Source organism: Comamonas sp. B21-038, assembly GCF_022387135.1.
GTDB lineage: Bacteria > Pseudomonadota > Gammaproteobacteria > Burkholderiales > Burkholderiaceae_C > Comamonas > Comamonas sediminis.
The window spans coordinates 1733959-1759221 of sequence record NZ_CP092462.1 but is presented as its reverse complement, the minus strand read 5'-3'; the positions used below and the strand labels follow the sequence as shown (position 1 = coordinate 1759221).

Here is a 25263-nt window from a genome sequence, read left to right as displayed (position 1 = left end):
CGAGCATAACGCAGGGCGCTGCGGCCGCGAATGAGCCAGTCGCCGGCATGACAGCTGTCGCTGTCTGGCATGCCAAGACCAGCAACAGCCCGTGCGGAGAGCCTGCAGAGCAAGGTGTTTTGCCGCATAATTTTTGGCACCGCTTCAACCGGGCGGTATTTGTCCGCCTCCAACCAAAGTCCAGCATGAGCCAATACGTCATTCCCCCAGCCGCGCCAACGAGCGTGCCTGTCCAAGGCAGCGACCAGCTGTTCCCCGTGCGCCGCGTCTACTGCGTGGGCCGCAACTATGAAGATCATGCCAAGGAAATGGGCTTTACCGGCCGTGAGGCGCCCTTCTTCTTCATGAAGCCCGCCGATGCGGTGGTGCCTGTCGCCACCGGCAGCACCGGCCAGATCCCCTACCCAACGCTCACCAGCAACCTGCACCACGAGATCGAGCTGGTGGTGGCCATCGGCAAGGGCGGCAAGAACATTGCTGCAGCCGATGCGGCTGCGCATATCTGGGGCTATGGCGTCGGACTGGACATGACCCGCCGCGACCTGCAAAACGACATGAAAAAGCAGGGCCGCCCCTGGGAGATCGGCAAGGCCTTTGAAGCCAGCGCGCCGATTGCAGCGCTGGTGCCCGCCGCCCAGGCCGGCGATATCAACAACGCCGACATCTGGCTGAAGGTCAATGGTGTGGAGCGCCAGCACAGCAATGTGCAAAAGCTGATCTGGAACATTGCCGAGACCATCGAAGTGATCTCGCAAGCCTGGGAGCTGCAAGCCGGCGACCTGATCTTCACCGGCACGCCTGAAGGCGTGGCCGCCGTGGTCAAGGGCGATGTGCTGGAGGGCGGCGTGACCGGCCTGCCCGCGTTGAAAATCGAGCTGGTGTAATACCAGGACAACGCGCCACCCACTGCGGTGGCGCTTTTTTTCGCCCGTTGCCGCGAGCAACGCGGGCTTGACGCACAATAGACCGCATGACCTCTCGCGCCCCCGTTGATTATTGCCGCCGCTGCGGCACCAAGGTTGAGCACCGCCTGCCCGATGACGGCGATACCAAGATCCGCGCGATCTGCCCGGCCTGCCATACCGTCCATTACGAAAATCCGCTGAACGTGGTGGGCACCATTCCATACATGGATGACAAGGTGCTGCTGTGTCTGCGCAATATTGAACCGCGCAAAGGCTACTGGACCTTGCCAGCCGGCTTTATGGAGCTGGACGAAACCACCGGCCAGGGCGCCGAGCGCGAGACCGAGGAAGAAGCCGGCGCCGACATCACGATGGGCCCGCTGTTCTCGCTGGTCAACGTACCGCATGTCGGGCAAGTGCATCTGTTCTATCTGGCACAGCTCCAAAGCACCACATTCAACCCCGGCTGGGAAACCATGGAGACCCGTCTCTTCAGCGAAGCCGACATCCCCTGGGACGATATTGCCTTTCGCACCGTCAAGGTTACCCTGCAGCGCTATTTCGAAGACCGCAGGCGCGGTGCATTCGGCATCCATGTGATCGATCTGGAAACGCCGCCCGGCCCCTTGGTACCGCCCCAGCCGGCCGAAGCCTCCGCTGTCCCGACCGTTTCCTGACTCAAGTGCCTCCCATGACCTCTTACTTTGCCCGCACCTCCTCGGTCCGACGCCGCCTGCTTGGCGGCCTGCTCCTGCCCGCCGTGGCGGCCGGCAGCGCCTGGCTGCCCAGTCTCGCGCACGCCGCCAAACTGCAAGACCTGGCACTGGCGCTGGTCGAGAAATACAAGCTCGGTCACAGCCTGCCCCAAGTGGGCTTGCAGATTGCCGCCAAGTCGCCCGAATACCAGGCCCTGATCGACAAGGTGGGCCAGCAGCACGCCGGCCAGGCCATGATTGCTGCCACGCGCTCGGTCGCGGCGGACTACCAAAAGCGCTGGGACACGCAGCTGGCTACCGCCTATGCGCAGAATTTCAACGAAGCGCAGCTGCAATCGCTGCTGGACCAGGGGCCCCAGTCGCCCCACGCCCAGCTGATGCAAAGCAAGCAAGCCGACATCAACCGCATGATGCAGCAATCGAGTTCGGCCATGCTGCGCGAGATGATGGCTAAAGCGTATGCCAAAGCACAGCAACCTGCAGCCGCCCCTAGTGCGCCTGCCAAAAAACAGAAACCCTGACGCTGACGAGCGCTGGGCCCGCCGGGCCCATGATCCCCCGTCGGAACCCCCTAAAAAGGCCGTACCCCCTGCGCAGGACGTACGGCCTTTTTCATCGCTTATGTGTGCGGTCAGCGGCTGTCGCGCTTGGCCTGCGCGGCCTGGGTGCGGGACTGGCCACTGGCCTGGATTTTCTTGTTGACCGGCTTGGCTTTGATGGGGTTGCCCCGGCTGGCCGCTGCTGGTTGTGTCGTGGGCACGGCCCCTTGTGCTGCAGCCGTTGCGTTGCCGGCCACTTTCGGAGTGTTCGCTGCGGTCTTTGACGCTTTGGCTGGAGCCGCAGACGACGAGGCGGTTTTCTTCACAGCGGCCTTGGAGGCAGCCTTGCGAGCGCCGCTGGCTTTCTTCACTGCAGCAGCCTTGACCGCCTCGGCAGGGGATGCCTTGGTGGCGGACTTGGCCGCTTTCTTGCGTGGAGCAGCTGCTGCGGTTGTCTTGGCCGCAGCAGCGGGCTTTTTGGCAGCGCTCTTTGCGGGCGCGGGCTTGCTATTTTTCACAGCGGCGGTCTTGGCAGCCGTTTTCGTGGCATCGGCCTGTACCTTGGCGAGGCGCTCTTCGAAACGGCCCAGCACCTCCTGCATGACATCGGCCTTCACTTCGGTGCGGTTGTTGTCATTGCCAGCGGGCCGACGCGCAGCCGCTGGCCCTTTCTGGGTTTTCACCGTCTGGCGCTGGTAGAGATCGCGGTACTTGGCGCGCAAGGTACGGGTGCGGGTGATTTTGCTGCTGAGCTGACGCTCGGTCAGCTCCTTGATCGCATTGGCACGGCTGGCTTGGAACAGCTCCAGCTCCGGCTTGGTCAGCAAGGTCTGAACTTGTCTCAGGGTATAGCTCACGGCATCTCCTCTGCATAAAAAAAGCAGGGCCGCCGGATGGCAGCCACTGGCGTTTTTCATCGTATTGACATCTGGCAGGCGCCGATGTCGGAGAATGTCCCTATCCCTGCTCCGTGTGGCGCGAGATAGCAAGCCAGTGCAGCGCCATCGCGCTCCAACCTTCCGGCAACTCAAGGCGCTCCATGTTGCAAAAGCCGCAGCATCGCAGCCTCGTCCAGCACGGTCACTCCCAGCTCCTGCGCCTTGCTCAGTTTGCTGCCGGCATCGGCGCCGGCCACCAGGTAATGGGTCTTCTTGCTGACCGAGCCAGAGACCTTGGCGCCTGCGGCTTCCAGCAGGTCTTTGGCCTCATCACGGCCCATGGTGGGCAGCGTGCCGGTCAGCACCACCGTCATGCCGGCCAGGATCTGCGCGGGCTTTTCGGCAGGCACCGCTTCGTCCCAGTGCACGCCCGCAGCGCGCAGCTGCTCAACCACTTCGCGGTTGTGTGGCTGCGCAAAAAAGGTGTGCAGGCTGTTGGCCACCACCGGCCCCACGTCATTCACCTGCAGCAGCTCTTCGACCGACGCATCCATGATCGCGTCCAGCACGCCAAAGTGCTTGGCCAGGTCCTTGGCGGTGGACTCGCCCACATGGCGGATGCCCAGGCCAAACACAAAGCGCGCCAGTGTGGTTTTCTTCGACGACTCCAGCGCGGCCAGCACATTCTGTGCGGACTTCTCTGCCATGCGCTCCAGGCCTGACAAGGTCGCAATACCCAGTTTGTAGAGGTCGGGCAGGCTGCGGATCACACCGCTGTCTACCAGCTGATCGACCAGCTTGTCGCCCAGGCCTTCGATATCCATCGCGCGGCGGTGCGCGTAGTGCAGGATCGCCTCCTTGCGCTGCGCCACGCAGAACAGGCCACCGGTGCATCGGTGGTTGGCCTCGCCTTTCTCGCGCACCACGTCGCTGCCGCAGACCGGGCATTGGCTGGGCATCGAGAAATTGGGCACATACTGCGGGCGCACTCCAGGCACCCGCCCGGCGACCTCCGGAATCACATCGCCGGCCCGCCGCACGATGACGTCGTCACCAACGCGCACCCCTTTCTTGCGGATGTCGAACACATTGGACAAGGTGGCATTGGTGACGGTGACGCCACCGACAAACACGGGCGCCAACCGGGCCACTGGCGTGAGCTTGCCGGTGCGGCCCACCTGGACCTCAATGCCCTCCAGACGCGTGACCATCTCCTGGGCCGGGTACTTGTGGGCCACGGCCCAGCGCGGCTCGCGGCTGACAAAGCCCAGCTCCAGCTGCAGCGCGCGGCTGTTGACCTTGTAGACCACACCGTCGATCTCGTAGCCCAGGTTGGCACGCTCGGCGCCCATGCGCTGGTGAAAGGCCACCAGCTCGTCGGCGCCCTTGGCCACACAGACCTGGGGCGCGACCGGAAAGCCCCAGGCGCGCAGCTGCATCAGCATCGCGTAGTGGCTGTCCCACTGCATGCCGCCTTGGGCCACCGGGGTGACCTCGCCCAGGCCATAGGCAAAGAAGGACAGCGGGCGCTGGGCGGTGATGTTCGAGTCGAGTTGGCGCACTGCGCCGGCTGCTGCGTTGCGCGGGTTGACAAAGGTCTTGCCGCCAGCGGCCTCCTGCTTGCGGTTGAGGGCATCAAAATCATCGCGGCGCATATACACCTCGCCGCGCACTTCCAGCACCGGCGGCACCGCGGCATCGGCGCGCAGCTGCAGCGGTATCTGGCGGATAGTGCGGATATTGTGGGTGACGTCCTCGCCCACTTCACCATCGCCGCGCGTGGTGGCCTGCACCAGGCGCCCCGCCTCGTAGCGCAGGTTCATCGCCAGGCCATCAAATTTGGGCTCGGCCACATACTCGACCGGCGGGTCACCGGGGTCCAGGCCCAGCTCCTTGCGGATGCGTGCATCGAAGGCTTGCGCGCCGCTGGCTTCATTGTCGGTTTCGGTGCGGATGCTCAGCATCGGCACCGCATGGCGAACCGGGGTCAGCCCCTCGAGAATGGCGCCGATCACACGCTGCGTGGGCGAGTCCGGACTGTGCAGCTCGGGGTGGGCCTTTTCCAGCGCTTCGAGCCGCTGGTAGACCCGGTCATACTCGCCATCGGGCACCGTGGGCGCGTCTTGCACATAGTATTCATGCGCCCACTGCACCAGTTGCGCGCGCAAGGCCTGCACCTCGGCAGCAGCATCCTGCGGGGTACCGCTGGCGGGCGAGGCAAAAAGATCAATATTCTCAGCCATGTGGCTTGACTCCGAAAATCTGGCAAAGCGCGGGGCCCTGCCTGGTCTGATGCCTGCGACTATACGACCAAAGCCGCATCGCCATCGCGTAAACAGCAGCAGCCAGAATGCAAAAAGGCTGCACCGGCAGCCTTTGCGAAAAAAGGTACGAGGCTTAGCTGAAAAGGCGCCGTGCGGCCAGCGAGCCGGCGGCCAGATCGCGCAGTTCGAGCTGGTCGTAGAGGTTCTCCAGATCCTGCGCGATCGGGTCGACCACCATGATCGGCAGCGGCGTGCCATTTTGGTCGCAGATGACGCCGTCCATCTCTGCGCAAAGCGCTTCGGCGGCGGCGCGCATCTTGTCGAAAGGCTTTTCGCTGCGGGCCACATGCGGCACATCCAGGCTCAGCAGCACATCGCGCAAGGCGCTGGCCTCCGGGTCGTCGGCCAGTGCCGCCTGCGCGTCGTAGGTCAGCGCCAGGATCGCGGGCATCTGCTCGATGCCCGAGGGCATCACCATGCGGCCAGGGCCTGCCGGCACAAAGCCATGCTTGGCCGCCACCTGGGCCACATAGCCAGGGCTCCAGGAGGCGCGCTTGGCGCGCAGCATGAAGGCCAGCTGCGCATCATGCTCGCTCGCAAAGGCGTCGAGCTCGCGGGCGCGGGCCACTTCCTGCAGCATGTCGGGCGTGTCGTACGCCGCACCGATACTGTCTGCAAACTGCTGGACCTTGGTGACGAATTCGGAAAACTCGATCTCGTTCATCGGGCCATGGCGGTTGGCCAGCTGCACGCCGGCCTGAAAACCGGTGTAGCGGGCACCGGCGCGCGGCAGCTCCCAGGTCTGGCTGGTTTCATTCAGGCCCTCGATGTTGAAGGCCTTGTTGCCTGCGCGAAAGCTGCTGGGCATCGCCGCAATCGCGGCATTGCCCGAGACGATGCCGTCCGTATGAATGGTGGCAATCGCATCAGTGAGGGGATCGAGAATCTGCTGGCGGTCGCCCAGAAAGGTGCCCGGGTTGCCGCTGCGCGCCACCGCGCCTGCACCAAAGGCATCGGCGCTGTGACCGCTCAGGCGGGGACCCTGGCCGCCCAGTTGGGCGTCGAGGACCGGGTCACCGGTGGCTGCCGATGCGGCACGGCCATCAAAGCCGGGTTCGTAGCGCAGCTCGGAGTCGCCGCTCTGGCCGGGCTCCTCGGGCCGGGGTTTCTTGGGCTCGTTGCGGCGCGCCGACCAGGTGTTGTAGGCGATGTACAAAACCAGAATGACCCCAAAGGTGATCACCAACGCCAGTTGAAAATTACTCATACGTTTTCGTTCTAAAAATCTATCACGCCGAATCCGCCATCGACAACGCAGACTCCATATCCACAGCCACAATGCGCGAGACGCCCTGCTCCTGCATTGTCACACCAATCAGTTGCTGCGCGATCTCCATCGCGATCTTGTTGTGGCTGATGAAGAGGAACTGCGTGCCCCGGCTCATCGAGGCGACCAGCTTGGCGTAGCGCTCGGTGTTGGCATCGTCCAGCGGCGCGTCCACCTCATCGAGCAGACAGAAGGGCGCCGGGTTGAGCTGGAAGATCGCGAACACCAGCGCAATCGCGGTCAGCGCTTTCTCGCCGCCCGAGAGCAGGTGGATGGTCTGGTTCTTCTTGCCGGGCGGCTGCGCCATCACCTGCACACCCGAGTCCAGAATCTCGTCGCCGGTGATGATCAGCTTGGCCTGCCCGCCACCAAACAGCTCCGGGAACATGCGGCCGAAGTGGCTGTTGACGGTGTCGAAGGTGCCCGAGAGCAGTTGCCGGGTTTCGGCATCGATCTTCTTGATGGCGTCCTCCAGGGTTGTCATGGCCTGGGTCAGGTCTTCCATCTGCGAGTCGAGGAAGGTCTTGCGCTCGCGGGCATGGTTCAACTCATCCAGGGCAGCCAGGTTGACGGCACCCAGCGCTTCGATCTCGCGGTGCAGGCGGTCGATGTCGCCCTGCAGACCGGTCAGGCGCACCTGCCCATCCTTGACCGACGCGGCGATAACGTCCAGATCCGCCTGGGCCTCCTGCAGCAAGGTCGTGTACTGCTCCAGGCCCAGTTGCGCGGCCTGCTCCTTGAGCTTGAACTCGGTGATCCGGTCGCGCAGCGGCTGCAGCTCGCGCTCAAACTGCTGGCGGCGCTCATCGCTGCTGCGCAGCCGAGCCGTCAGGTCATCGTATTCGCTGCGGCGTGCGGCCAGGTCCTTTTCGCGCTCCATCTTGAGGTTCAGCGCATCCTGCAGCCCCCCCTGCGCTGCCGCGTCATTGAGGCGTTTTTGCTCTTCCTGCGCGCGAAGCTGTTCATCTCCGAGGGCCTTGGCCTGCTGCATCGCCGTTTCCATCGTGCGGTGGAGCTCGGCGCGGCGCGCTTCCATGCTGCGCTGGCCAAACACCGCTTCCTGCGACTGGCGCTCGAGCGCGCGCAGCTGCTCGCGGGCGCTGGCCAGCTTGCGCTCGGACTCGTAGACGGTTTCATCGAGCTGGGCATGGCGCTCCTGGCTGTCGGCCAGCTGCATGTCCAACTCTTCAAAGCGGGCCTCAGCCGCAATCCGGCGCTCCTGGATCTCTTCGAGCTGCTGCACCACTTCGCCCAGGTCGGTGTCGATCTGGGCCGCGCGGGCCCGGGCCTGCTCGGCCAACTGGGTCAGGCGCAAGGTCTCCACCTGCAGCTCATGGGCACGGTTGCGGGTCTGGGCAGCCTCGGCGCGCACGGCCACCAGGCGCTGAGAGGCATCGGCATAGGCGCTCTCGGCACGCACCAGCGCGTTGCGCGCCTCTTCGCCGATCAGCGATTGGGCGCGCAGCTCCTTTTCCAGATGCTCGATTTCCTGGGCCCGTGCCAGCATGCCGGACTGCTCGGAGTCCTGCGCATAAAAGCTCACGCTGTGCAGGCTGACGGAGTGGCCGGTCGGCACAAAAATGGTTTCGCCGGCCTGCAGACGGCTGCGCTGGGCCAGCGCCTCGTCCAGGCTCGGGCAGGTGTAGCAGCCGCAGAGCCAGTCGACCAGCACGGCACGCAGGCCGGCATCATGCACACGCAGCAGGTCGGACAGCTGCGCCAGTTTGCCCGCAGGGGCAGCGGCTGGTGCTTGCGGCACGCTGTAAAAGGCCAGGCGCGCCGGCGGTGCATCCTGGGCACCGGCGCCCAAGAATCCGCGCACCATATCCAGGCGGCTGACTTCCAATGCCGCCAGCCGCTCGCGCAGTGCAGCTTCCAATGCGTTTTCCCAGCCCGGCTCCACCTGGATGCGGCTCCACAGGCCTTGCAGGCCATCGAGCCCATGCTTGGCCAGCCAGGGCTGCAGCTTGCCGTCGGTCTTGACCTTTTCCTGCAGCGCCTTGAGGGCATCGAGCCGCGCCGACAGATCGGCCTGCTTGGCGCCTTCCTGGTTCACCTGCTGCTGCTTGCTGCGCCGCGCTTCATCGAGCTGGGGCACACTGTCCTGCAGCTCCAGCAGCCGCCCTTCGGCGATCTCGGCGGCCTCGGCGGCTTCCTCGTTTTGCTGCTGCAGGTTGGCCAGGCGGGTCTCGTCGGGCGCGGCCATCGCATTGCGGTCGCTGCGCAGGCGCTCGCTGCGTACCTCCAGGCCACGGCTTTGTTCGTTCAGGCTGCGCTGCTCGGCGGCCAGCACCTGGATCTGCTGCTGCACCTGGGTGACGGAGCTGCGCTGCTCATTGGCGCGCTGCTGGGCCAGGCGCAACGCTTCCTCCATATCGGGCAGTTGCAGGTTTTGCTCTTCGAGCTGGGCCGCCAGCATCTCGGCGCGCTCTTCCGCATCCATACCCTGGCCAGCCAGGTTTTCCAGTTCGGCCTCGGACTCGTCCTTGCGTATCGTCCACTGCGCAATCTGCTCGGCCAGTTGCACCAGACGGTTCTCCACCCTCTGGCGGCCTTCGACGACATAGCGGATTTCGGCCTCCAACCGGCCTACTTCAGCGGTGGCTTCGTACAGCTTGCCCTGCGCCTGGTTGACCGTGTCGCCGGCGGCATAGTGCGATTGGCGGATGGTTTCCAGGTCCGCCTCGACATGGCGCAGGTCGGCCAGGCGCGACTCCAGGTCATTGACGGCCTTGAGGCCCTCGATGCGCACCTTCTCCTGCTCTTGCTCGGCATCGCTGCGCTTGAGGAACCACAGCTGGTGCTGCTTCAGGGTGGCGCTGGCATTGAGCGCGTTGTATTTGGCGGCTACCTCGGCCTGCTTTTCCAGCTTGTCGAGGTTGGCATTGAGCTCACGCAGAATGTCTTCGACCCGGGTCAGGTTTTCGCGCGTGTCGTTGAGGCGGTTTTCCGTCTCGCGGCGGCGCTCCTTGTACTTGGAGACGCCGGCTGCTTCTTCCAGGAACAGGCGCAGCTCCTCGGGGCGCGACTCGATGATGCGGCTGATGGTGCCCTGGCCGATGATCGCGTAGGCACGCGGGCCCAGGCCGGTGCCCAGGAACACATCCTGCACATCGCGCCGGCGCACCGGCATGTTGTTGATGAAATAGCTGCTGCTGCCGTCGCGCGTGAGCACCCGCTTGACGGCGATTTCGGTGTACTGGCTCCACTGGCCGCCGGCGCGGTGGTCGCTGTTGTCAAACACCAGCTCCACACTGGAGCGGCTGGCCGGCTTGCGGTGCGTCGTGCCATTGAAGATCACATCCTGCATCGACTCGCCGCGCAATTCACTGGCCTTGGACTCGCCCAGCACCCAGCGCACCGCATCCATGATGTTGGACTTGCCGCAGCCATTGGGGCCGACCACGCCCACCAGTTGCCCTGGCAGCATGAAATTGGTGGGCTCCGCAAACGATTTGAAGCCAGCAAGCTTGATGGAATTGAGGCGCACAGTGCTCGTTTTCTCTTGGATGGGCGGCAATCACCTGCGATGCGCTGTCGCACACCGGCCGGCCCGCGCAAAACAGGGCTGGCCAGGCATGCCGGGCAAGTGCCGGATGGCCCAGGGATCTTTTCTGATGAACCAAGCGGTAGAACTCAGGCCGACATAATACCGTGCCCTCCCGGCCCACCAGAGACAAAAGCGCAGGGTGCGGCGGTTTTGCGCCCCGGGCAGGGTCAAATAATGTTGCGCCGCCGCACTGGATGGGCCCAAGAAGCCAGACTTGGTATATAGACACAGCGCCACCCGGGGAAAGCCGCAAGGCAGACAATGGCTGCATGGATTCAAGCATGTCTTCACGCCCGGCTGCCGCCGCAGGCCCCGCATCCACGCCTGCAGCAGCCGATTCTGCATTGCAGCCCGGTGCCCAATGGCACAACGGCTTTGCCGGTCTGCCCCCGGTCTTCTATACGCGTCTGCAGCCCACACCGATGCCGGCGCTGGCGATGCACGCCCGCAATGACGCGCTCGCCCAGCAGATGGGCCTGCGCCCCGAATGGCTGAGGGGCAGCGAAGCCACCGAGGTGCTGGGCGGCAATGCGTTGCTGCCGGGCATGGATGCGCTGGCCAGCGTCTACAGCGGCCACCAGTTTGGCCACTGGGCCGGGCAGCTGGGTGATGGCCGGGCCATACTGCTGGGTGAGATCCGCTCCCCGGCGGCCCCGCAGGGGCTGGAGCTGCAACTCAAAGGCGCAGGCAAGACGCCCTATTCCCGCATGGGAGACGGGCGCGCGGTGCTGCGCTCGTCGATCCGCGAGTACCTGTGCAGCGAAGCGATGCATGGCCTGGGCGTGCCGACCACGCGTGCGCTGTCGCTGGTGACCTCGCCGCAGCCGATTTACCGCGAGACCGTGGAAACCGCTGCCGTCGTCGCCCGCGTAGCGCCCAGTTTTGTGCGCTTTGGCCATTTTGAGCATTTTGCGGCCCGCGATGACCAGGACAGCCTGCGCAAGCTGGCGGACTATGTGGTGGAGCGCTACATGCCGGATGTTGCCCAACACGCCAGCGGCAGCGCCGAGCGCTATGCCGCGTTTTTGGCTGAGGTGGCCGAGCGCACCGCACGCATGATTGCGCTGTGGCAGGCCCATGGCTTTTGCCATGGCGTGATGAATACCGACAACATGAGCATCCTGGGCCTGACGATCGACTACGGCCCCTTCCAGTTTCTGGACCACTACGACGCCAACCACATCTGCAACCACAGCGATACCGGCGGCCGCTATGCCTTTGCCCGCCAGCCGCAGGTGGCGTACTGGAACCTGTTCTGCCTGGGCCAGGCGCTGCTGCCGTTGATCGGCGACGAAGCCACCACCCTGGCCGCGTTGGAGCGCTACAAAACCGCGCTGGAGCCTGCGATGCAGCGCGCGCTGGGCGCCAAGCTGGGCCTTGACCCTGCCCGCAGCACGGCGCCCGAAGCCGTGGCCGGCGTGGTCAACCCCTTGCTGGCGCTGATGCAGCAGCACCGCACCGACTACAGCCTGTTCTGGCGCGCGCTGTCGCAAGCGGTGGCCGATGACAGCCTGCCGGCGCTGGCCCATTGGTTCGATGGCGATACCGCGTTTGAGACCTGGCGTGAGCAGTACCAGGCGCTGCTGCAGCCCGGCGATGCGGCGGCCACCGCCGCACGCATGTTTGCCGCCAATCCCCGCTATGTGCTGCGCAACCACCTGGGCCAGCAAGCCATTACCGCCGCCCAGCAGGGCGACTGGGCACCGTTTGCCCGCTTGCAAACCGTGCTGGCGACACCATATGCGGAGCATCCGGGCTGCGAAGACCTGGCCGCCCTCCCGCCCGACTGGGCGCAACATATCGAAATCAGCTGTTCATCATGAGCTTTCCTGTCCAAAAATCGGATGCCCAATGGCAGGCCGAACTCGCATCCAAACAAGCCGAACCAGTGGCGTACCAGGTCACCCGGCATGCCGCTACCGAACGCCCGTTTACCGGCAAGTACGAGGCCCACTGGGCCGATGGCAGCTACCACTGCATCTGTTGCGGTGCCAAGCTGTTTGACAGCGGCACCAAGTTTGATGCTGGCTGTGGCTGGCCCAGCTTCTCCGAAGCCATTCCCGGCGCAATCCAGGAAAACGTGGACCGCAGCCATGGCATGGTGCGGGTCGAGACGGTCTGCGCCCAGTGCGGTGCCCATCTGGGCCATGTGTTCCCGGACGGCCCCCAGCCTACCGGCCTGCGCTACTGCATGAACTCGGCCGCGCTGGACTTTGAAAAGCAGGAATGACCCCAGGGCGCAGCAGGCGCCTGTGGCTTGCGCTTGCGCGGTGTGGAACTTTGGCAGCAGCACGCGCTCTGACAGCGCTGCAAAGCGTGGCGGGGGCTTCAGTCCAGCTTAAGCTGGCGGCAAAACCGCTCGCGTATCATTGGCGGCTTGCCCGCAGACGCGCTACTCAACAAAACACAAGCACCAAAGCCCTGCCTTCTTGTCCGCATCGTGCTCCGCTTTCAGCTACGCCGTGCACAGCCCGCATCGCCTGATATGAAATTTTTGATTGATTTTTTCCCCATCCTGCTGTTTTTCGCAGCGTTCAAGGTCTGGGGGGTGTTCGTGGCCACCGGGGTGGCCATTGCTGCGACCATTGCGCAAATTGCCTACCTGCATTTCAAGGTCGGCAAGGTGGAGCCGATGCAGTGGATCAGCCTGGGCGTGATCGTGGTGTTTGGCGGTGCCACGCTGCTCTTTCACGACGAAGCCTTCATCAAGTGGAAGCCCACCGTCTTGTACTGGGTGATGGCAGCCGTTTTGCTGGGCGGCCAGTGGTTCTTCAACCGCAACCTGATGCAAAAGCTGATGTCCTCGCAGGTGCAACTGCCCCAGCCTGTCTGGAACACGGTCAACTACAGCTGGGCCATTTTTTTCACCGTCATGGGCATCATCAACATCTGGGTGGCCTACCAGTTTGACCTGGACACCTGGGTCACCTTCAAGATGTTCGGTGGTCTGGGCCTGATGCTGGTCTTCGTGCTCGGCCAGGCCATGTACCTGAGCCGCCACATCCAGCACAACCCGGAAGACCAGCCCTGACAACCGCGGGCGCTGGCCGGCAGCGCATCGCGCTGAACGCTATGGCTGCCGCTGACACACCCGCGCCCATCTTTGCCTTTCCTCTATGCAAGCCCAGGACATTACCGCCACCGCCATTGAAGCGGTGCTGCGCGACAAACTCTCACCCACCCAGTTGGAAGTGATCGACGAAAGCGGTCTGCACTCCGGCCATGCCGGTGCCAATGGCAGCGGTTTTGGCACCCATTTTCGGTTGCGCATCGCTTCACCCTTATTTACTGGCACATCACGCATTGCCCAGCACCGGCTTGTGTATGATGCGCTCCAAGCATTCATTGACGCGGGTTTACATGCCCTTGCCATTGAAGTCCTGAATACACCAAAACAATGAAATCACTGGTGTATATTTCCTTCACAGATAAACAATTTGGATTTCGCATGAAAAAACAGCTCTTGTCCGGTCTGGTTGCAGCTGCCCTGCTTGGTTCAGCCGCGCTGCCCGCAGTGGCCCAGAACATTGGCGTTGTCAATGGCAAGCCCGTGCCTTCGTCTCTGCTGAAGACCTTCAAGGAACAAATGGAACGCAGCGGCCGCCCTGTGAGTGCCGAGCAAGAAGGCCAGATCAAGGAAGCCATCATCGAGCGCGAAATCTATGCCCAGGCTGCCAAGGCCCAAGGCCTGGATGCGACCGAGTCCTTCAAGGGCCAGGTCGAGCTGGCTCGCCAAGGCATCCTGACCCAGGAGTTGTTCGCCGCTTACGAAAAGGCGCACCCCATTTCTGACGCTGCCGCCAAGGCCGAGTACGACAAGTTTGTCGCCACCAACCAAGGCAAGGAATACCATGCCTTCCACATCCTGGTGGACAGCGAAGACAAGGCCAAGGCGCTGATCGCCCAAATCAAGAAGGGTGCCAAGTTCGAAGACCTGGCCAAGAAGGAATCCAAGGATCCTGGATCGGGCCAGCGCGGTGGCGATCTGGACTGGGGCAATGCAGCCAACTACGTGCCTGAGTTCTCCGAGGCCATGACCAAGCTGAAGAAGGGCCAGATGACGGACACCCCCGTCAAGACCCAGTTCGGCTACCACATCATCCGCGTGGACGATGTGCGTGAAGCACAGCTGCCCAAGTTCGAGGAAGTCAAGCCCCAGATCGAGCAGCAACTGCGCCAGCAACAAATCCAGAAGTACCAGCAAGAGCTGCGTGAAAAGGCCAAGGTCGAGTAATTCTCGCCGCCTCGCTTCTGCTTCCAACCCCTGCCCCGTGCAGGGGTTGTGCTTTGTGGGCTGCGGCTCGGCTGGTTGCAGCGCTACACTCAGATGGTTCCGGACAGACCGACAAGGTCGGCCCTCTTCCCTGCGGCGGCCGAGCGCTGCCGCTGCCTTTACAAGAAAGAAAACCCCATGCGTCTTTTGCACACCATGCTGCGCGTTGGCAATCTCCAGCGCTCCATCGATTTCTACACCCAGGTGCTGGGCATGCGCCTGCTGCGCACCTCGGAAAACCCCGAATACAAGTATTCGCTGGCCTTTGTCGGCTATGACGGCGGCAACCCCGGCCAGGCCGAGATCGAGCTGACCTACAACTGGGGCACCGAGAGCTATGACCTGGGCACGGCCTATGGCCATATCGCGCTGGGCGTGCCTGATGCGTACGCCGCTTGCGAAAAGATCAAGGCCAATGGCGGCAATGTCACCCGCGAAGCCGGCCCTGTGAAAGGCGGCACCACGGTGATCGCTTTTGTGACCGATCCTGATGGCTACAAGATTGAACTCATTCAACGTGCCGAAGGTGGCGAAGGTGGCGGTCTGCGTTAACAGACCCTGGGCCGCTTGACAGCAGGCCTCTCCACACCCCCAAGCCAGGCCCCGCCTGGCTTTTCTGCTTTCAGGCCCTCAACGGCCCATTGCGCTGGTCAACGGCTGTGGCCGCTGCGCTGCTTGTTCTTGTACATGTCCAGGTCCGCGTGCTTGAGCAGGCTTTGCGGATCGGCACCATCGGCCGGAAAGATGGCCTGCCCGATGGAGGCACCCAGGTGAACCACCACCCCCTCGGGCAAACCCTTCAGCGTCTGCAACGCCGGTGCGAGGGCTTCAAGGATCTTGGCTTTTACCACCTGGATCTGCGCATCACTGTGGACGCCCTGCAGCACGGCGACAAACTCGTCCCCTCCCAGGCGTATCAGCACATCGTTGCTGCGCAGTACTTCCTTGAGGCGCTGCACCACCTCGACCAGGGCCAGGTCACCGTTGTCATGGCCCCAGCGGTCATTGAGCGGCTTGAACTGGTTCAAATCAATGAAGAGAATCGCAAACACGGCAGGCTTGCCGCTGCCGGGCCGGGTCAGGGTTTCCAGAATGTGGTTCAGCGCGCTGCGGTTGGCAGCGCCGGTGAGCGCATCCGTAAACAAGCGGTGCCGCATATGGTGGACATTGTTGGCCAGTTCGCCAATCTCGTCGTTGCGTTCCACGCCGATCGGTACATCGATTTCACCTTGCCCGACACGGCGCACCGCATAGGTGAGCGAGCGCATGTCCTTGGCCAAACCGCCAAAGATGCGCAACCCCAGTGCCAGCGCACTGCCCAGCGCAAGCAAACCCAAGGCGACCACCAGCACAACATGGACGCGAATGCCAGCCAGCATCTGCTGGTGCGGCACGGCCACCACCGCCAGCCAGTTCAGGCCCGCCTCATCGGTGACGCGGCGGTAGGCCACTTCGATCGCATGGTCCTTGGCGTCGAAGATCAGCGCCGTGCGAGCCACCTCGTTGGACTGCGAGAACTCGTTGACCAGCTGCCGGTACACCGCCTTCAAGAGTGGATTGCCCGCGCTGGCAGCATTGACCCGGCTGGGCGGCTGCTCACCGCTCTGGCGGATATTGTCCATGCCCGTGCCGGCAACCAGGTCGCCATTGGGCTCCATGAGGAATGCCTGAGCCCCTTCGGACAAATGCAGGCCATCGACAAAAAGCCGCAATTCCTTCAGCGAGACATCGGTGGCCACCACACCAACGGGCTGGCCGTCCCGCCCAAAAACCTGCCGCGCCCGCGTCATCACCAGGTCCTTGGCATTGAAATCGATGTAGACAGGCGTCCAGATATGGCCAGCCACGCCCTGCGCAAGCCGGTACCAGGGACGGGTGCGCGGATCGAACAGATGGGACTCTTGGGACAGAAAGATGGGTTCGGCCTGAATCCCCGGCAGCAGGTAGATGCTGCGCACGTCCTGCGCCTGGAGCTTGATGCGCAGCTCCGCCTGGGTTGCATTGCGGCGCAGCAGGCCCATGCCCTGGCCATGGCGGTTGCCGTAGTAGACATAGTCGCCCTGGTGCTGTGTCAGCGACGTGGCCGCCCACAGCCGGGTGCGCAGCGCAGGCATATCGTCCTCGATCCGGTCAGGCGCCTGCAAACCGGCCGGAAAGCTCGCCTCGATGATGGAGCCGGAACTGAAGACATGCCGGTCCACCGCCTGGCTGATGCGCTCGGCCATCTCCACCATCAATTGCTGAGACAGCATCGAGACCGTCTTGCTGCCCGTCCAGTACCACAGCACGCCCAGCACCCCGGTCAGCAATGCGATCAGCATCACAAAAGGCAAAATCAAGGTGATCGTCAACGACGAGGCTTTACGAACGGGCATAACCAGACAATGGTAGGGCGCGGATAGCGCGCGGCGGGCAGCCAGGGATATTGATACTCTCCGCCCATTCTTACTTTAACCGTTTTTATGGATTACATAGCATGATAGACCTGCGTAATAACCCAACACCGGCCAGCGCAGCGGTGACGGCGGCCCTTGGCAAACCCTGTGATTTTCTGGTCCTTGCGCAGGCCCTCCCAGCCATTACCTGCAGTTTGGTTAAAGGATAGTTGCGCCGGAGATTCATTTTTTTAGGAGGAAAATACCGCTGGGAAGAAACGCAGACATTCCACCCCGCACATCGCTGAGTATATGCGCACAAATACATTTAATTACATTAATGTGGCGCAAATCAATCTCTCATCGGCAGAAATCGCCCGCCTCTGAGTTACAAATTAGCTATAAGCTGATAGAATCAATGAATAACAAAATGCGATTTAGCATGATTTGTATCCATTCCTGTCTCGTTGGGGCAAAGGCTTGGGCATCGCAACTCCCGCTGAAGTAGCAGTTGCCTGGCCCCTGTCTTCACTCCAACGACGGACGTTGCCGCTTTGTTTATAGATTGATGATCCCATGGCCACTGAACTCCTCCTGAACAAAAGGCTCTCTCGCAGAACCCTCAACAGCCTGGGGCGGCACGCGATCACCACCGTGGATCAGGTGGTCGAAGCATATCCCGAGCGCTTGCTCAAGCTCAATGGTGTGGGCATGACGGTACTGCGCGATATCGAGCGAACGCTGTTTCCCGGACAGCAGTTCCAGCCGCATTCCGGCCGCTACAAGGCGTGGACCGAAGATGCCTCCAGCCATTCCCGTGGGGATCAGACTCAGTCCAAGGAATAAGGGCCCCAAGGGGGCAGCCTGCGCCCTCGGCACTTGCGTCGCTGGGCAAATACCACATACCAGGCAGCGCTGTGCGGCGCGATGCCCAGCTGCGCCGCCTTGGTCATCCAAGAACGGAGTGGAAGCAGATGGCGCTGCAGCAGCCAGTCATGGCAGCATCGCGCCTGGCATGACTTCCATCGCCCGCAGGCCCTGAGAGGGGCCCGGGTAGGTAGCAGGCGCACAGCTAATCCGCACGCCTGCGGCTGCGCGGTCAGCCCTTGTACCGCAAGCCAGCGGCTTCGCGCGCCAGCAAGGTGATGTGTTCCCAGTCGCCGCGCTCCAGGGTATCGGTGGGCACCAGCCAGGATCCTCCCACGCAGACGACATTCTTCAACGCCAGAAACTCTGGCGCGTTGGTGGGCGTGATGCCGCCGGTCGGGCAAAACCGCACTTCGGCGAAGGGGCCCTGCCAGGCCTTGAGCATGTTGATGCCCCCGGCTTGCAGCGCGGGGAAGAACTTCAGTTCCTGGAAGCCATCTTGCTGCGCCTGCATGATCTCGCTGCTGGTGGCAACGCCAGGCAGCAGCGGCAAACGGGCCTCGCGGCAGGCTTGGCCGACGCTGGAGGTGTAGCCAGGGCTGACCGCAAAGCGGGCACCGGCCGCTGCAGCCGCATGCGCATCGGCGGCATTGCGCACGGTACCTGCGCCGACGATCGCCTCCGGCACGGCCTTGGCAATCGCTTCGATCGAGGGCAGGCCTTGGGGCGTGCGCAAGGTCACTTCCAGTACCCGGATACCGCCTGCGACCAGGGCCTTGGCCATGGACACGGCGTGGTTGACATCGCGCAGCACGATCACCGGGATCACCGGTGCATCTTGCATGATCGACAAGGCGGTCAGTTGCTCAGCCATGTGCAGGCTCCTTCTTCTGCGCTCAGCGCATTGCGCCGGAATCCGGCAAACAGTTCTCGGCCCAGACCACGGCCATTGGCGCGCAGCTGCTCGGCCGGTATCGTGGCAAGCGGGCGTGCCTCCCAGACGGCGGCATCCACTTCGGCCTGCATGATACCGGTTTCAGCGTCCAGCAGCACCATATCGCCGCTCTCAATTTTGGCCAGAGGGCCGCCGGCCAGTGCTTCAGGCGACACATGGATGGCAGCGGGTACCTTGCCCGAGGCGCCGCTCATGCGCCCATCGGTCACCAAAGCCACCTGGTAGCCCTTGCCTTGCAGCACGGCCAATGGGGGCGTCAGCTTGTGCAGCTCGGGCATGCCATTGGCTTGCGGGCCCTGCCAGCGCACCACGCAGACCACGCCGTTGTGCCCATTGGTCTGGCAGGCCTGCTCCAGCGCCCCCGACTTGAAGGCCTCTTGCAGCGCGTCCTGCGAGTCAAACACCCAGGCAGGCGCGCGCAGCACATGGCGATCGAGCGGCACGGCGCTGACCTTGATGACGCTGCGGCCCAGGTTGCCGGTCAGCAGCTTGAGGCCTCCGGTGGGACTGAAAGGCGCGCTGACGGGGCGCAGCACGCTGTCGTCACCCGATTCGGTGGCCGCTTGCCACACCAGTTGGCCCGCTTCGACGCGCGGCACACTGGCGTAAGCCGCCAGGCCCTCGGGGCGCACCGTCAGCACATCGCCATGCATCAGGCCTGCCGCCAGCAGCTGGCCAATCACATAGCCCGGGCCGCCTGCCGCCTGGAACTGGTTCACATCGGCTGCCCCATTGGGGTAGACACGTGCCAGCAGGGGCACGACCGACGACAGCTGTTCGAAATCATTCCAGTCGATGACGATACCCGCAGCCCGCGCCACTGCCACCCAGTGGATCAGGTGGTTGGTCGAGCCGCCGGTGGCCAGCAAGGCCACCATCGCGTTGACAATGCAGCGCTCGTCGACGACGCGGCCAATCGGCGCAAAGCGCTTGCCGGCAGTGATATTGAGCACCGTGCGCATCGCCTCGCGGGTCAGCAGCTCACGCGCGCCATCTCCGGGGTTGATGAAGGCATTGCCAGGCACATGCAGGCCCATGGCCTCGAGCAGCATCTGGTTGCTGTTGGCCGTGCCGTAGAAGGTGCAGGTGCCCGCATCATGGTAGGCGGCCATCTCGGCTTCCAGCAGCTTTTCGCGGCCCACCAGGCCCTGGGCGGCCAGCTCGCGCACCTTGGCCTTGTCGTTGTTGGACAGGCCCGAGGTCATCGGCCCTGCGGGCACAAACACCATCGGCAGATGGCCAAAATGCAAGGCACCGATCAGCAAACCAGGAACAATCTTGTCGCAGACGCCAAGCATCAGCGCCGCATCAAAGGTGTCATGGGTCAGTGCCACGGCGGTGCCCATCGCAATCGCATCGCGGCTGAACAGGCTCAGCTCCATGCCCGGCATGCCCTGGGTCACCCCGTCGCACATGGCGGGCACACCCCCTGCCACCTGCGCGGTGGCGCCGTGCTTGCGCGCCTCGTCCTTCAGGATGTCGGGGTAGCGCTGCAGCGGTGCATGGGCCGACAGCACATCGTTGTAGGCCGTGACAATGCCCACATTCGGGCCCTTGACCTCGACAATGCGCAGCTTGTCATTGGCAGGCACACCAGCCACCGCATGCGCCACATTGGCGCAGCCCATGGAGCGCATCTGCGGCGGCCGCTGGGCCATCGCGTCCAGCTGGGCCAGATAGTCGCTGCGCGTGGCCGCGCTCTTGGCGCGGATGCGGTCGGTGACCGCTTGAAGAACGGGGTGGATCTGCATCATGGGGAATCCTTTGCATTGCCGGGGCCTGCAGCCAAGGCCGCAGCATCCCCTTGTTTATGTAATTTTTATAGCACAGCCGCCGCATCCGGCGCTGGCACCAGGCTTTGTCAGCACTTAGAGCCTGTTGACGATCTCAAGGCTGCTGGGCATTGAGCCACTGCTGCACTTGCTGGGCTATGTGCCCCAGTGGGGTGTCGGCATCCACAGTCAATACCTGCGCCTCCTCGCGGGGGTCTTCCAGCGTCGCAAACTGGTTGGCCACCAGCTCGGGCGAGAAGAAATGCCCCGCGCGCTGCTGCACCCGTGCCAGGGCCGTCTCGTAGCTGAGATCCAGAAACACAAAGCCGAGCCGGGCCTGGGACGCGCGCAGCAACTCCCGGTACTGGCGTTTGAGTGCCGAACAGGTCAGCACCACACCCCCGCCATCATCCGCCTCTGCCAGCAACTGCGCCAGACGCTGCAGCCAGCCTGCACGGTCGGCATCAGTCAGCGCAATGCCCGCCTGCATCTTGGCCACACTTTCGGCCGCATGGTAGCTGTCGCCTTCGACCAGGCGCCATCCCAGGTGCGTTGCAATGGCTTCACCGGCGCTGGATTTGCCGCATCCCGACACCCCCATCACCACCAAAGCTACAGGCCGCCGACGCGAAGAATCACTAGAGGACATGGTCATTGGGTTAGCGCTATCCAATACAGGTAAAAAATAAGCACTGCCCTTGGATGACGCCTCTTGAACAAGCCGATTCAGCAATCAACTTAGCATTTGAGACGCCTGCAGGCACTGCCTTCCTTCCCCATCAAACTGGGATAGCGCTATCATACCGGATATTGCTTGCCGACTCGACCGGAGAATTGCTTGCCCCTGCCCTCTTCCACCCCATTGCCCGCGCAAGTGGCCGAGCCCGCTGGCCGCCGCTCGCGTGCCAGCGGCCGGGTCACCTTACAGGATGTGGCAGATGCCGCTGGCGTGAGCCCGATGACGGTGTCGCGCGCACTGCGCGGTGAGCGCCGGGTGGCTGCTGCGCTGGCAGACAAGGTGCGCGAGGTGGCGTTGCGCCTGGGCTATGTGCCGGACCCGGCCGCGCGCGCACTGGCATCGCAGAAAAGCAACCAGGTGCTGGTCATCGTGCCTTTGCTCAGCAATACCCTGTTTGTGGATTTGCTCGAAGCGGCGCACAAGGTACTGTTTGCCGCCGGGTACCACCTGCTGATTGGGGTATCGCATTACAGCGCCGCTGAGGAAGAGCAACTGCTGCGCGCCTACCTGCCGATGCGCCCTGCCGGCCTGATGCTGACCGGTTATGAGCGCAGCGCCGGCAGTGCGCAGTTGCTGGCAACCAGTGGCACGGCCTGCGTGCATTTGATGGAACTGCACCCGGCCAGCGCTGCCGCTGGCGTGCACAGCGTGGGCTTTTCGCAGGTGGATGCCGGTGTGACGATGACGGAGCACCTGCTGGCCCAGGGTTACCGCCGCATCGCCTTTTGCGGCGCCCAGCTGGATGCCCGCGTCATGCAGCGCCTGCAGGGCTACCGCCGGGCCTTGCAGCAGGCGGGCCTGGCCGACCCCAGCCTGGAGATCCTGAGTCCCGAGCGCTCGTCGCTGGCCTTGGGCGCTCAGCTGCTGGAGCAGGTGCTGCAGCTGGGCAGCGGCGTGGATGCAGTATTTTTCTGCAACGACGACCTGGCCCAGGGCGCGCTGCTGGCTGCCAACCGCCTGAGGCTGGCCGTGCCCGCGCAAATCGCGATTGCCGGTTTCAACGACCTGCCCGGCAGCGCGCAGATGGTGCCGCCGCTGACCACCATCCACACCCCCCGCAGCGCCATTGGTGCCCAGGCCGCCACGATGCTGCTGCAGCTGGTGCAAGGCCAGCCGGTGACGCAGAACCGGCTGGATCTGGGCTACCACCTGGTGCGGCGCGCCAGCACCTGACGTATTTAGCCGCTACCACTCCCCCAAGGCCCAGCTGCTGGCCACCGCAAAGTACTCGCGCAGCCAGACGTTGAACCGGGTCAGCAACGGTGTCGGGGCCGCCACGCCAATGGGCTGGCCAAAGCCCTGGCTGCGGGCAATCTGCAGCGCGCGCCAGAGGTGAAAATCGCTGCTGACAATCGCAATAGGCTGCGCCAGATCCACGCCGCGCTGCTGCAGCAGGGGGCCGGTCCATTCCAGGTTGAGCACGGTGCTGGTGCTGCGCGCTTCCACCACCATCGTTGCAGGGTCCAGCCCATGGGTCTGGGCCAGGTAACGCGCCATGATGGCGCCCTCGCTCTCGTCCTGCCCAAAGTCCACCCCGCCGGTCACTGCCAGCACCGCCTGCGGCTGCAAGGCCGCCAGCTGTGCGGCGGTATCCAGCCGCATGGCCAGCGCCGGGCGCGGCTTGCCGTCTTGCGTTCCGCTGCCCAGCACCACGATCGCAGCCACCGGCGGCGTGGTCGCCGGTGTCTGCCCCAGGCCGGCAATGCGCTGCCAGAGCCAGCCCACGCTGACCACCCACAAGGCCAAGCCCAACCAGGCGGCACGCCAGCATGCGCGGCGCCAGGGCGCAGCCGCGCACCAGGCCTGCACCGCCCACCAGCGCCAGGCCAGGTAGCCACCGGCCAGGCCCAGCCCCACAGGCACCAGCACCCCCAGGTGAAAGTGCCCGGCCGCCAATGGCACGGCGCCCAGCCCCAGCAGCACCAGCGCGGCCAAGGCCAACAAAGCTCGTTGCATTCCCATTCCCTCGTACACCCTTCTTGGCCCACAAAAAAACCCGCTGCGGGGCAGCGGGTCTGCATGCGGGCAAAGCAATCAGATCATTCGAACTCCAGGATGATATCGTCAACCGCCAGCGAATTGCCCTTGGCGGCACTCACCTTGCTGACAATGCCGTCCTGCGTCGCAAACAGGATGTTCTCCATCTTCATCGCCTCGATGACCGCCAGCTTCTCGCCGGCCTGCACCTTCTGGCCTGGCTGCACCGTCACATCGACCAGCAGGCCGGGCATGGGCGAGAGCAGGAACTTGGACAGATCCGGTGGCGCCTTGTACGGCATCAGCTGGTAGAGCGCGGCGCCGCGCTCGGACAGCACGAGGATGTCGCGCTGCGTGCCATTGTGGATCACGCGCAGCGCGAGCGGGTTCTTGGCCGTGCCGCGCTCGATCTGGGCGGTAAAGGGCTGGCCGTTGCAGGTGCCGTGGGTGACGACATCGCGCAGCACCGCTTCGCTGCTGAACTGGTAGACCTTGTCGCCAATGCTGACCTTGCAGACGCGGGCTTCGTCGTCAAAATCGGTCACCTCGGCCGAGACAAAGCGGTGCTGGCCTTCGGCGCCCAGCACCACGGCCGTGTAGCTGTGGCCCACACGCACCTGGTGGCCCAGCATCTGGCCGCTGATGGTGGAGGCTCGCGCGCGGTAGCGGCGGTTGCGGAACATCGCCAGCGCCACCAGAAAATCGGTGTCCTCATGAGGCACGTCCTCTGCATGGAAACCATGGCCGTAGTGCTCGGCGATAAAGCCGGTGTTGAACTGGCCCGAGACAAACTTGGGATGGGCCAGCAGCGCTGCCTGGAAGGGGATGTTCGAGCTGATGCCGCGGATCGCAAAGCCGTTGAGCGCCTCGCGCATCTTCGCAATCGCTTCGTTGCGGTCCTTGCCATGCACGATCAGCTTGGCAATCATCGAGTCGTAGTACATGGGGATCTCACCGCCCTCGTACACACCGGTGTCGACGCGCACCCCCTGCAAATGGGTGGTATCGGCCTGCCACATGGTCTGCTTGGGCGGCTCAAAACGCACCAGACGGCCGGTCGATGGCAGGAAGTTGCGGAACGGGTCCTCGGCATTGATGCGGCATTCGATCGCCCAGCCATCACGCTTCACATCGGCCTGGCTGATGGACAGCTTCTCGCCTGCCGCCACGCGGATCATCTGCTCGACCAAATCCAGGCCGGTGATGCACTCGGTCACCGGGTGCTCCACCTGCAGGCGCGTGTTCATCTCGAGAAAGTAGAAGTCCTGGTCCTTGCCGACGACAAATTCCACCGTGCCCGCACTCTGGTACTGCACTGCCTTGGCCAGCGCGACCGCCTGCTCGCCCATCGCCTTGCGGGTGGCATCGCTGATGAAGGGCGATGGCGCCTCTTCGATCACCTTCTGGTGGCGGCGCTGGATCGAGCATTCGCGCTCGTTCAGGTAGACCACATTGCCATGGCTGTCGCCCAGGATCTGGATCTCGATATGGCGCGGCTCCTGCACGAACTTCTCGATAAAGATCCGGTCATCGCCGAAGCTGTTGCGGGCTTCATTCTGGCAGGCGGTAAAGCCCTCCAGCGCCTCCTTGTCGTTATAGGCCACGCGCAGGCCCTTGCCGCCGCCGCCGGCCGATGCCTTGATCATCACCGGGTAGCCAATGCCCTGCGCGATGCCCACCGCTTTTTCTGCGTTCTCGATGGCATCGTTGTAGCCTGGGATGGTGTTGACCTTGGCTTCGTTCGCCAGCTTCTTCGACGCGATCTTGTCACCCATCGCAGCAATCGAATGCGCCTTGGGGCCGATAAAGGCAATGCCCTCGTCTTCGCAGCGCTTGGCAAAGGCCTCGTTCTCGGACAGGAAACCATAGCCCGGGTGGATGGCCTGCGCGCCGGTCTTGCGGGCCGCATCGATGATGCGGTCGGCCAGCAGATAGGACTCGCGGCTCGGAGCCGCGCCAATATGCACGGCCTCGTCGGCCAGCTTCACATGGCGCGCGTCCTTGTCCGCATCGGAGTAGACCGCAACGGTCTGGATGCCCATGGTCCGGGCCGTGGCGATCACGCGGCATGCAATCTCGCCGCGATTGGCAATCAGGATTTTGCTGAACATGGTTGTCGTCTCTTT

Annotated in this window: 21 protein-coding genes; 11 read left to right on the top strand and 10 right to left on the bottom strand. The window is 63.7% G+C overall.

Annotated features, from left to right (window positions below; all coding sequences use genetic code 11):
• The first annotated feature begins 185 nt into the window (after window positions 1-185).
• The 3 genes from MJ205_RS07925 (at window position 186) to MJ205_RS07915 (ending at window position 2142) form a co-directional block, all read left to right on the top strand.
• On the top strand, window positions 186-884 hold the full coding sequence (locus MJ205_RS07925) for a fumarylacetoacetate hydrolase family protein (protein ID WP_239811948.1): 699 nt from the start codon (window positions 186-188) through the stop codon (window positions 882-884).
• A gap of 86 nt (window positions 885-970) precedes the next feature.
• Complete coding sequence (locus tag MJ205_RS07920; protein ID WP_239811947.1) at window positions 971-1582, top strand: NUDIX hydrolase; 612 nt, start codon at window positions 971-973, stop codon at window positions 1580-1582.
• 14 nt (window positions 1583-1596) lie between these two features.
• Window positions 1597-2142, top strand: coding sequence for a hypothetical protein (locus tag MJ205_RS07915; RefSeq protein ID WP_239811946.1), 546 nt, complete (start codon window positions 1597-1599; stop codon window positions 2140-2142).
• Window positions 2143-2252: 110 nt separating this feature from the next.
• Here MJ205_RS07915 and MJ205_RS07910 read toward each other — a convergent pair whose 3' ends face one another.
• The 4 genes from MJ205_RS07910 to smc form a co-directional block, all read right to left on the bottom strand.
• Complete coding sequence (locus MJ205_RS07910) at window positions 2253-3017, bottom strand: hypothetical protein (protein WP_239811945.1); 765 nt, start codon at window positions 3015-3017, stop codon at window positions 2253-2255.
• A gap of 170 nt (window positions 3018-3187) precedes the next feature.
• A complete protein-coding gene (ligA, locus tag MJ205_RS07905) occupies window positions 3188-5281 on the bottom strand; it encodes an NAD-dependent DNA ligase LigA (RefSeq protein ID WP_239811944.1) in 2094 nt (697 codons plus the stop codon).
• Between the two features lie 154 nt (window positions 5282-5435).
• Window positions 5436-6569: a cell division protein ZipA C-terminal FtsZ-binding domain-containing protein gene (locus MJ205_RS07900; protein WP_239811943.1), complete on the bottom strand. Its 1134-nt coding sequence runs from the start codon at window positions 6567-6569 to the stop codon at window positions 5436-5438.
• Window positions 6570-6591: 22 nt separating this feature from the next.
• Entirely contained in the window at window positions 6592-10119 is a 3528-nt protein-coding gene (gene smc, locus MJ205_RS07895; RefSeq protein WP_239811942.1) for a chromosome segregation protein SMC, read from the bottom strand.
• Between the two features lie 341 nt (window positions 10120-10460).
• Here smc and MJ205_RS07890 point away from each other — a divergent pair, with 341 nt between their 5' ends.
• From MJ205_RS07890 to gloA, 6 genes are all read left to right on the top strand, one after another.
• Window positions 10461-12002, top strand: coding sequence for a protein adenylyltransferase SelO (locus tag MJ205_RS07890; protein ID WP_239811941.1), 1542 nt, complete (start codon window positions 10461-10463; stop codon window positions 12000-12002).
• A complete protein-coding gene (msrB, locus tag MJ205_RS07885) occupies window positions 11999-12409 on the top strand; it encodes a peptide-methionine (R)-S-oxide reductase MsrB (protein ID WP_239811940.1) in 411 nt (136 codons plus the stop codon). Before MJ205_RS07890 ends, msrB begins: the two co-directional genes overlap by 4 nt.
• A gap of 255 nt (window positions 12410-12664) precedes the next feature.
• Entirely contained in the window at window positions 12665-13210 is a 546-nt protein-coding gene (locus MJ205_RS07880) for a septation protein A (RefSeq protein ID WP_239811939.1), read from the top strand.
• 85 nt (window positions 13211-13295) lie between these two features.
• The gene (locus tag MJ205_RS07875; protein ID WP_239811938.1) at window positions 13296-13580 is read left to right on the top strand and encodes a BolA family protein; all 285 of its coding nucleotides are present in this window, start codon (window positions 13296-13298) and stop codon (window positions 13578-13580) included.
• A 47-nt stretch (window positions 13581-13627) separates the two neighbouring features.
• Window positions 13628-14413, top strand: a complete 786-nt coding sequence (locus MJ205_RS07870; RefSeq protein WP_239811937.1) for a peptidylprolyl isomerase — start codon at window positions 13628-13630, stop codon at window positions 14411-14413.
• Window positions 14414-14590: 177 nt separating this feature from the next.
• Window positions 14591-15004 carry a lactoylglutathione lyase gene (gloA, locus tag MJ205_RS07865; RefSeq protein WP_239811936.1) on the top strand — a complete coding sequence of 138 codons (414 nt, stop codon included), beginning with the start codon at window positions 14591-14593 and terminating at the stop codon, window positions 15002-15004.
• A 98-nt stretch (window positions 15005-15102) separates the two neighbouring features.
• Here gloA and MJ205_RS07860 read toward each other — a convergent pair whose 3' ends face one another.
• The gene (locus tag MJ205_RS07860) at window positions 15103-16827 is read right to left on the bottom strand and encodes a diguanylate cyclase domain-containing protein (protein ID WP_239811935.1); all 1725 of its coding nucleotides are present in this window, start codon (window positions 16825-16827) and stop codon (window positions 15103-15105) included.
• Window positions 16828-17403: 576 nt separating this feature from the next.
• Between MJ205_RS07860 and MJ205_RS07855 the strand changes: the two genes are divergently transcribed.
• On the top strand, window positions 17404-17673 hold the full coding sequence (locus tag MJ205_RS07855; protein ID WP_239811934.1) for a DNA-directed RNA polymerase subunit alpha C-terminal domain-containing protein: 270 nt from the start codon (window positions 17404-17406) through the stop codon (window positions 17671-17673).
• A gap of 253 nt (window positions 17674-17926) precedes the next feature.
• Here MJ205_RS07855 and eda read toward each other — a convergent pair whose 3' ends face one another.
• The 3 genes from eda to MJ205_RS07840 all read right to left on the bottom strand — a co-directional run bounded on the left by eda (window position 17927) and on the right by MJ205_RS07840 (window position 21070).
• Window positions 17927-18568, bottom strand: a complete 642-nt coding sequence (eda, locus tag MJ205_RS07850) for a bifunctional 4-hydroxy-2-oxoglutarate aldolase/2-dehydro-3-deoxy-phosphogluconate aldolase (RefSeq protein ID WP_239811933.1) — start codon at window positions 18566-18568, stop codon at window positions 17927-17929.
• The gene (gene edd / locus MJ205_RS07845) at window positions 18553-20400 is read right to left on the bottom strand and encodes a phosphogluconate dehydratase (protein ID WP_239812691.1); all 1848 of its coding nucleotides are present in this window, start codon (window positions 20398-20400) and stop codon (window positions 18553-18555) included. The genes eda and edd overlap by 16 nt, the downstream gene beginning before the upstream one ends.
• A 136-nt stretch (window positions 20401-20536) precedes the next feature.
• Window positions 20537-21070: a gluconokinase gene (locus tag MJ205_RS07840; RefSeq protein ID WP_239811932.1), complete on the bottom strand. Its 534-nt coding sequence runs from the start codon at window positions 21068-21070 to the stop codon at window positions 20537-20539.
• Window positions 21071-21259: 189 nt separating this feature from the next.
• Here MJ205_RS07840 and MJ205_RS07835 point away from each other — a divergent pair, with 189 nt between their 5' ends.
• Window positions 21260-22333, top strand: coding sequence for a LacI family DNA-binding transcriptional regulator (locus tag MJ205_RS07835; protein WP_446715063.1), 1074 nt, complete (start codon window positions 21260-21262; stop codon window positions 22331-22333).
• Between the two features lie 12 nt (window positions 22334-22345).
• On the opposite strand, the gene MJ205_RS07830 is transcribed toward MJ205_RS07835, so the two are convergent.
• Together MJ205_RS07830 and accC are read right to left on the bottom strand one after the other, a co-directional pair.
• The gene (locus MJ205_RS07830; RefSeq protein ID WP_239811931.1) at window positions 22346-23116 is read right to left on the bottom strand and encodes a YdcF family protein; all 771 of its coding nucleotides are present in this window, start codon (window positions 23114-23116) and stop codon (window positions 22346-22348) included.
• Between the two features lie 83 nt (window positions 23117-23199).
• Window positions 23200-25248 carry an acetyl-CoA carboxylase biotin carboxylase subunit gene (gene accC, locus MJ205_RS07825; protein WP_239811930.1) on the bottom strand — a complete coding sequence of 683 codons (2049 nt, stop codon included), beginning with the start codon at window positions 25246-25248 and terminating at the stop codon, window positions 23200-23202.
• Between the last annotated feature and the right edge of the window lie 15 nt (window positions 25249-25263).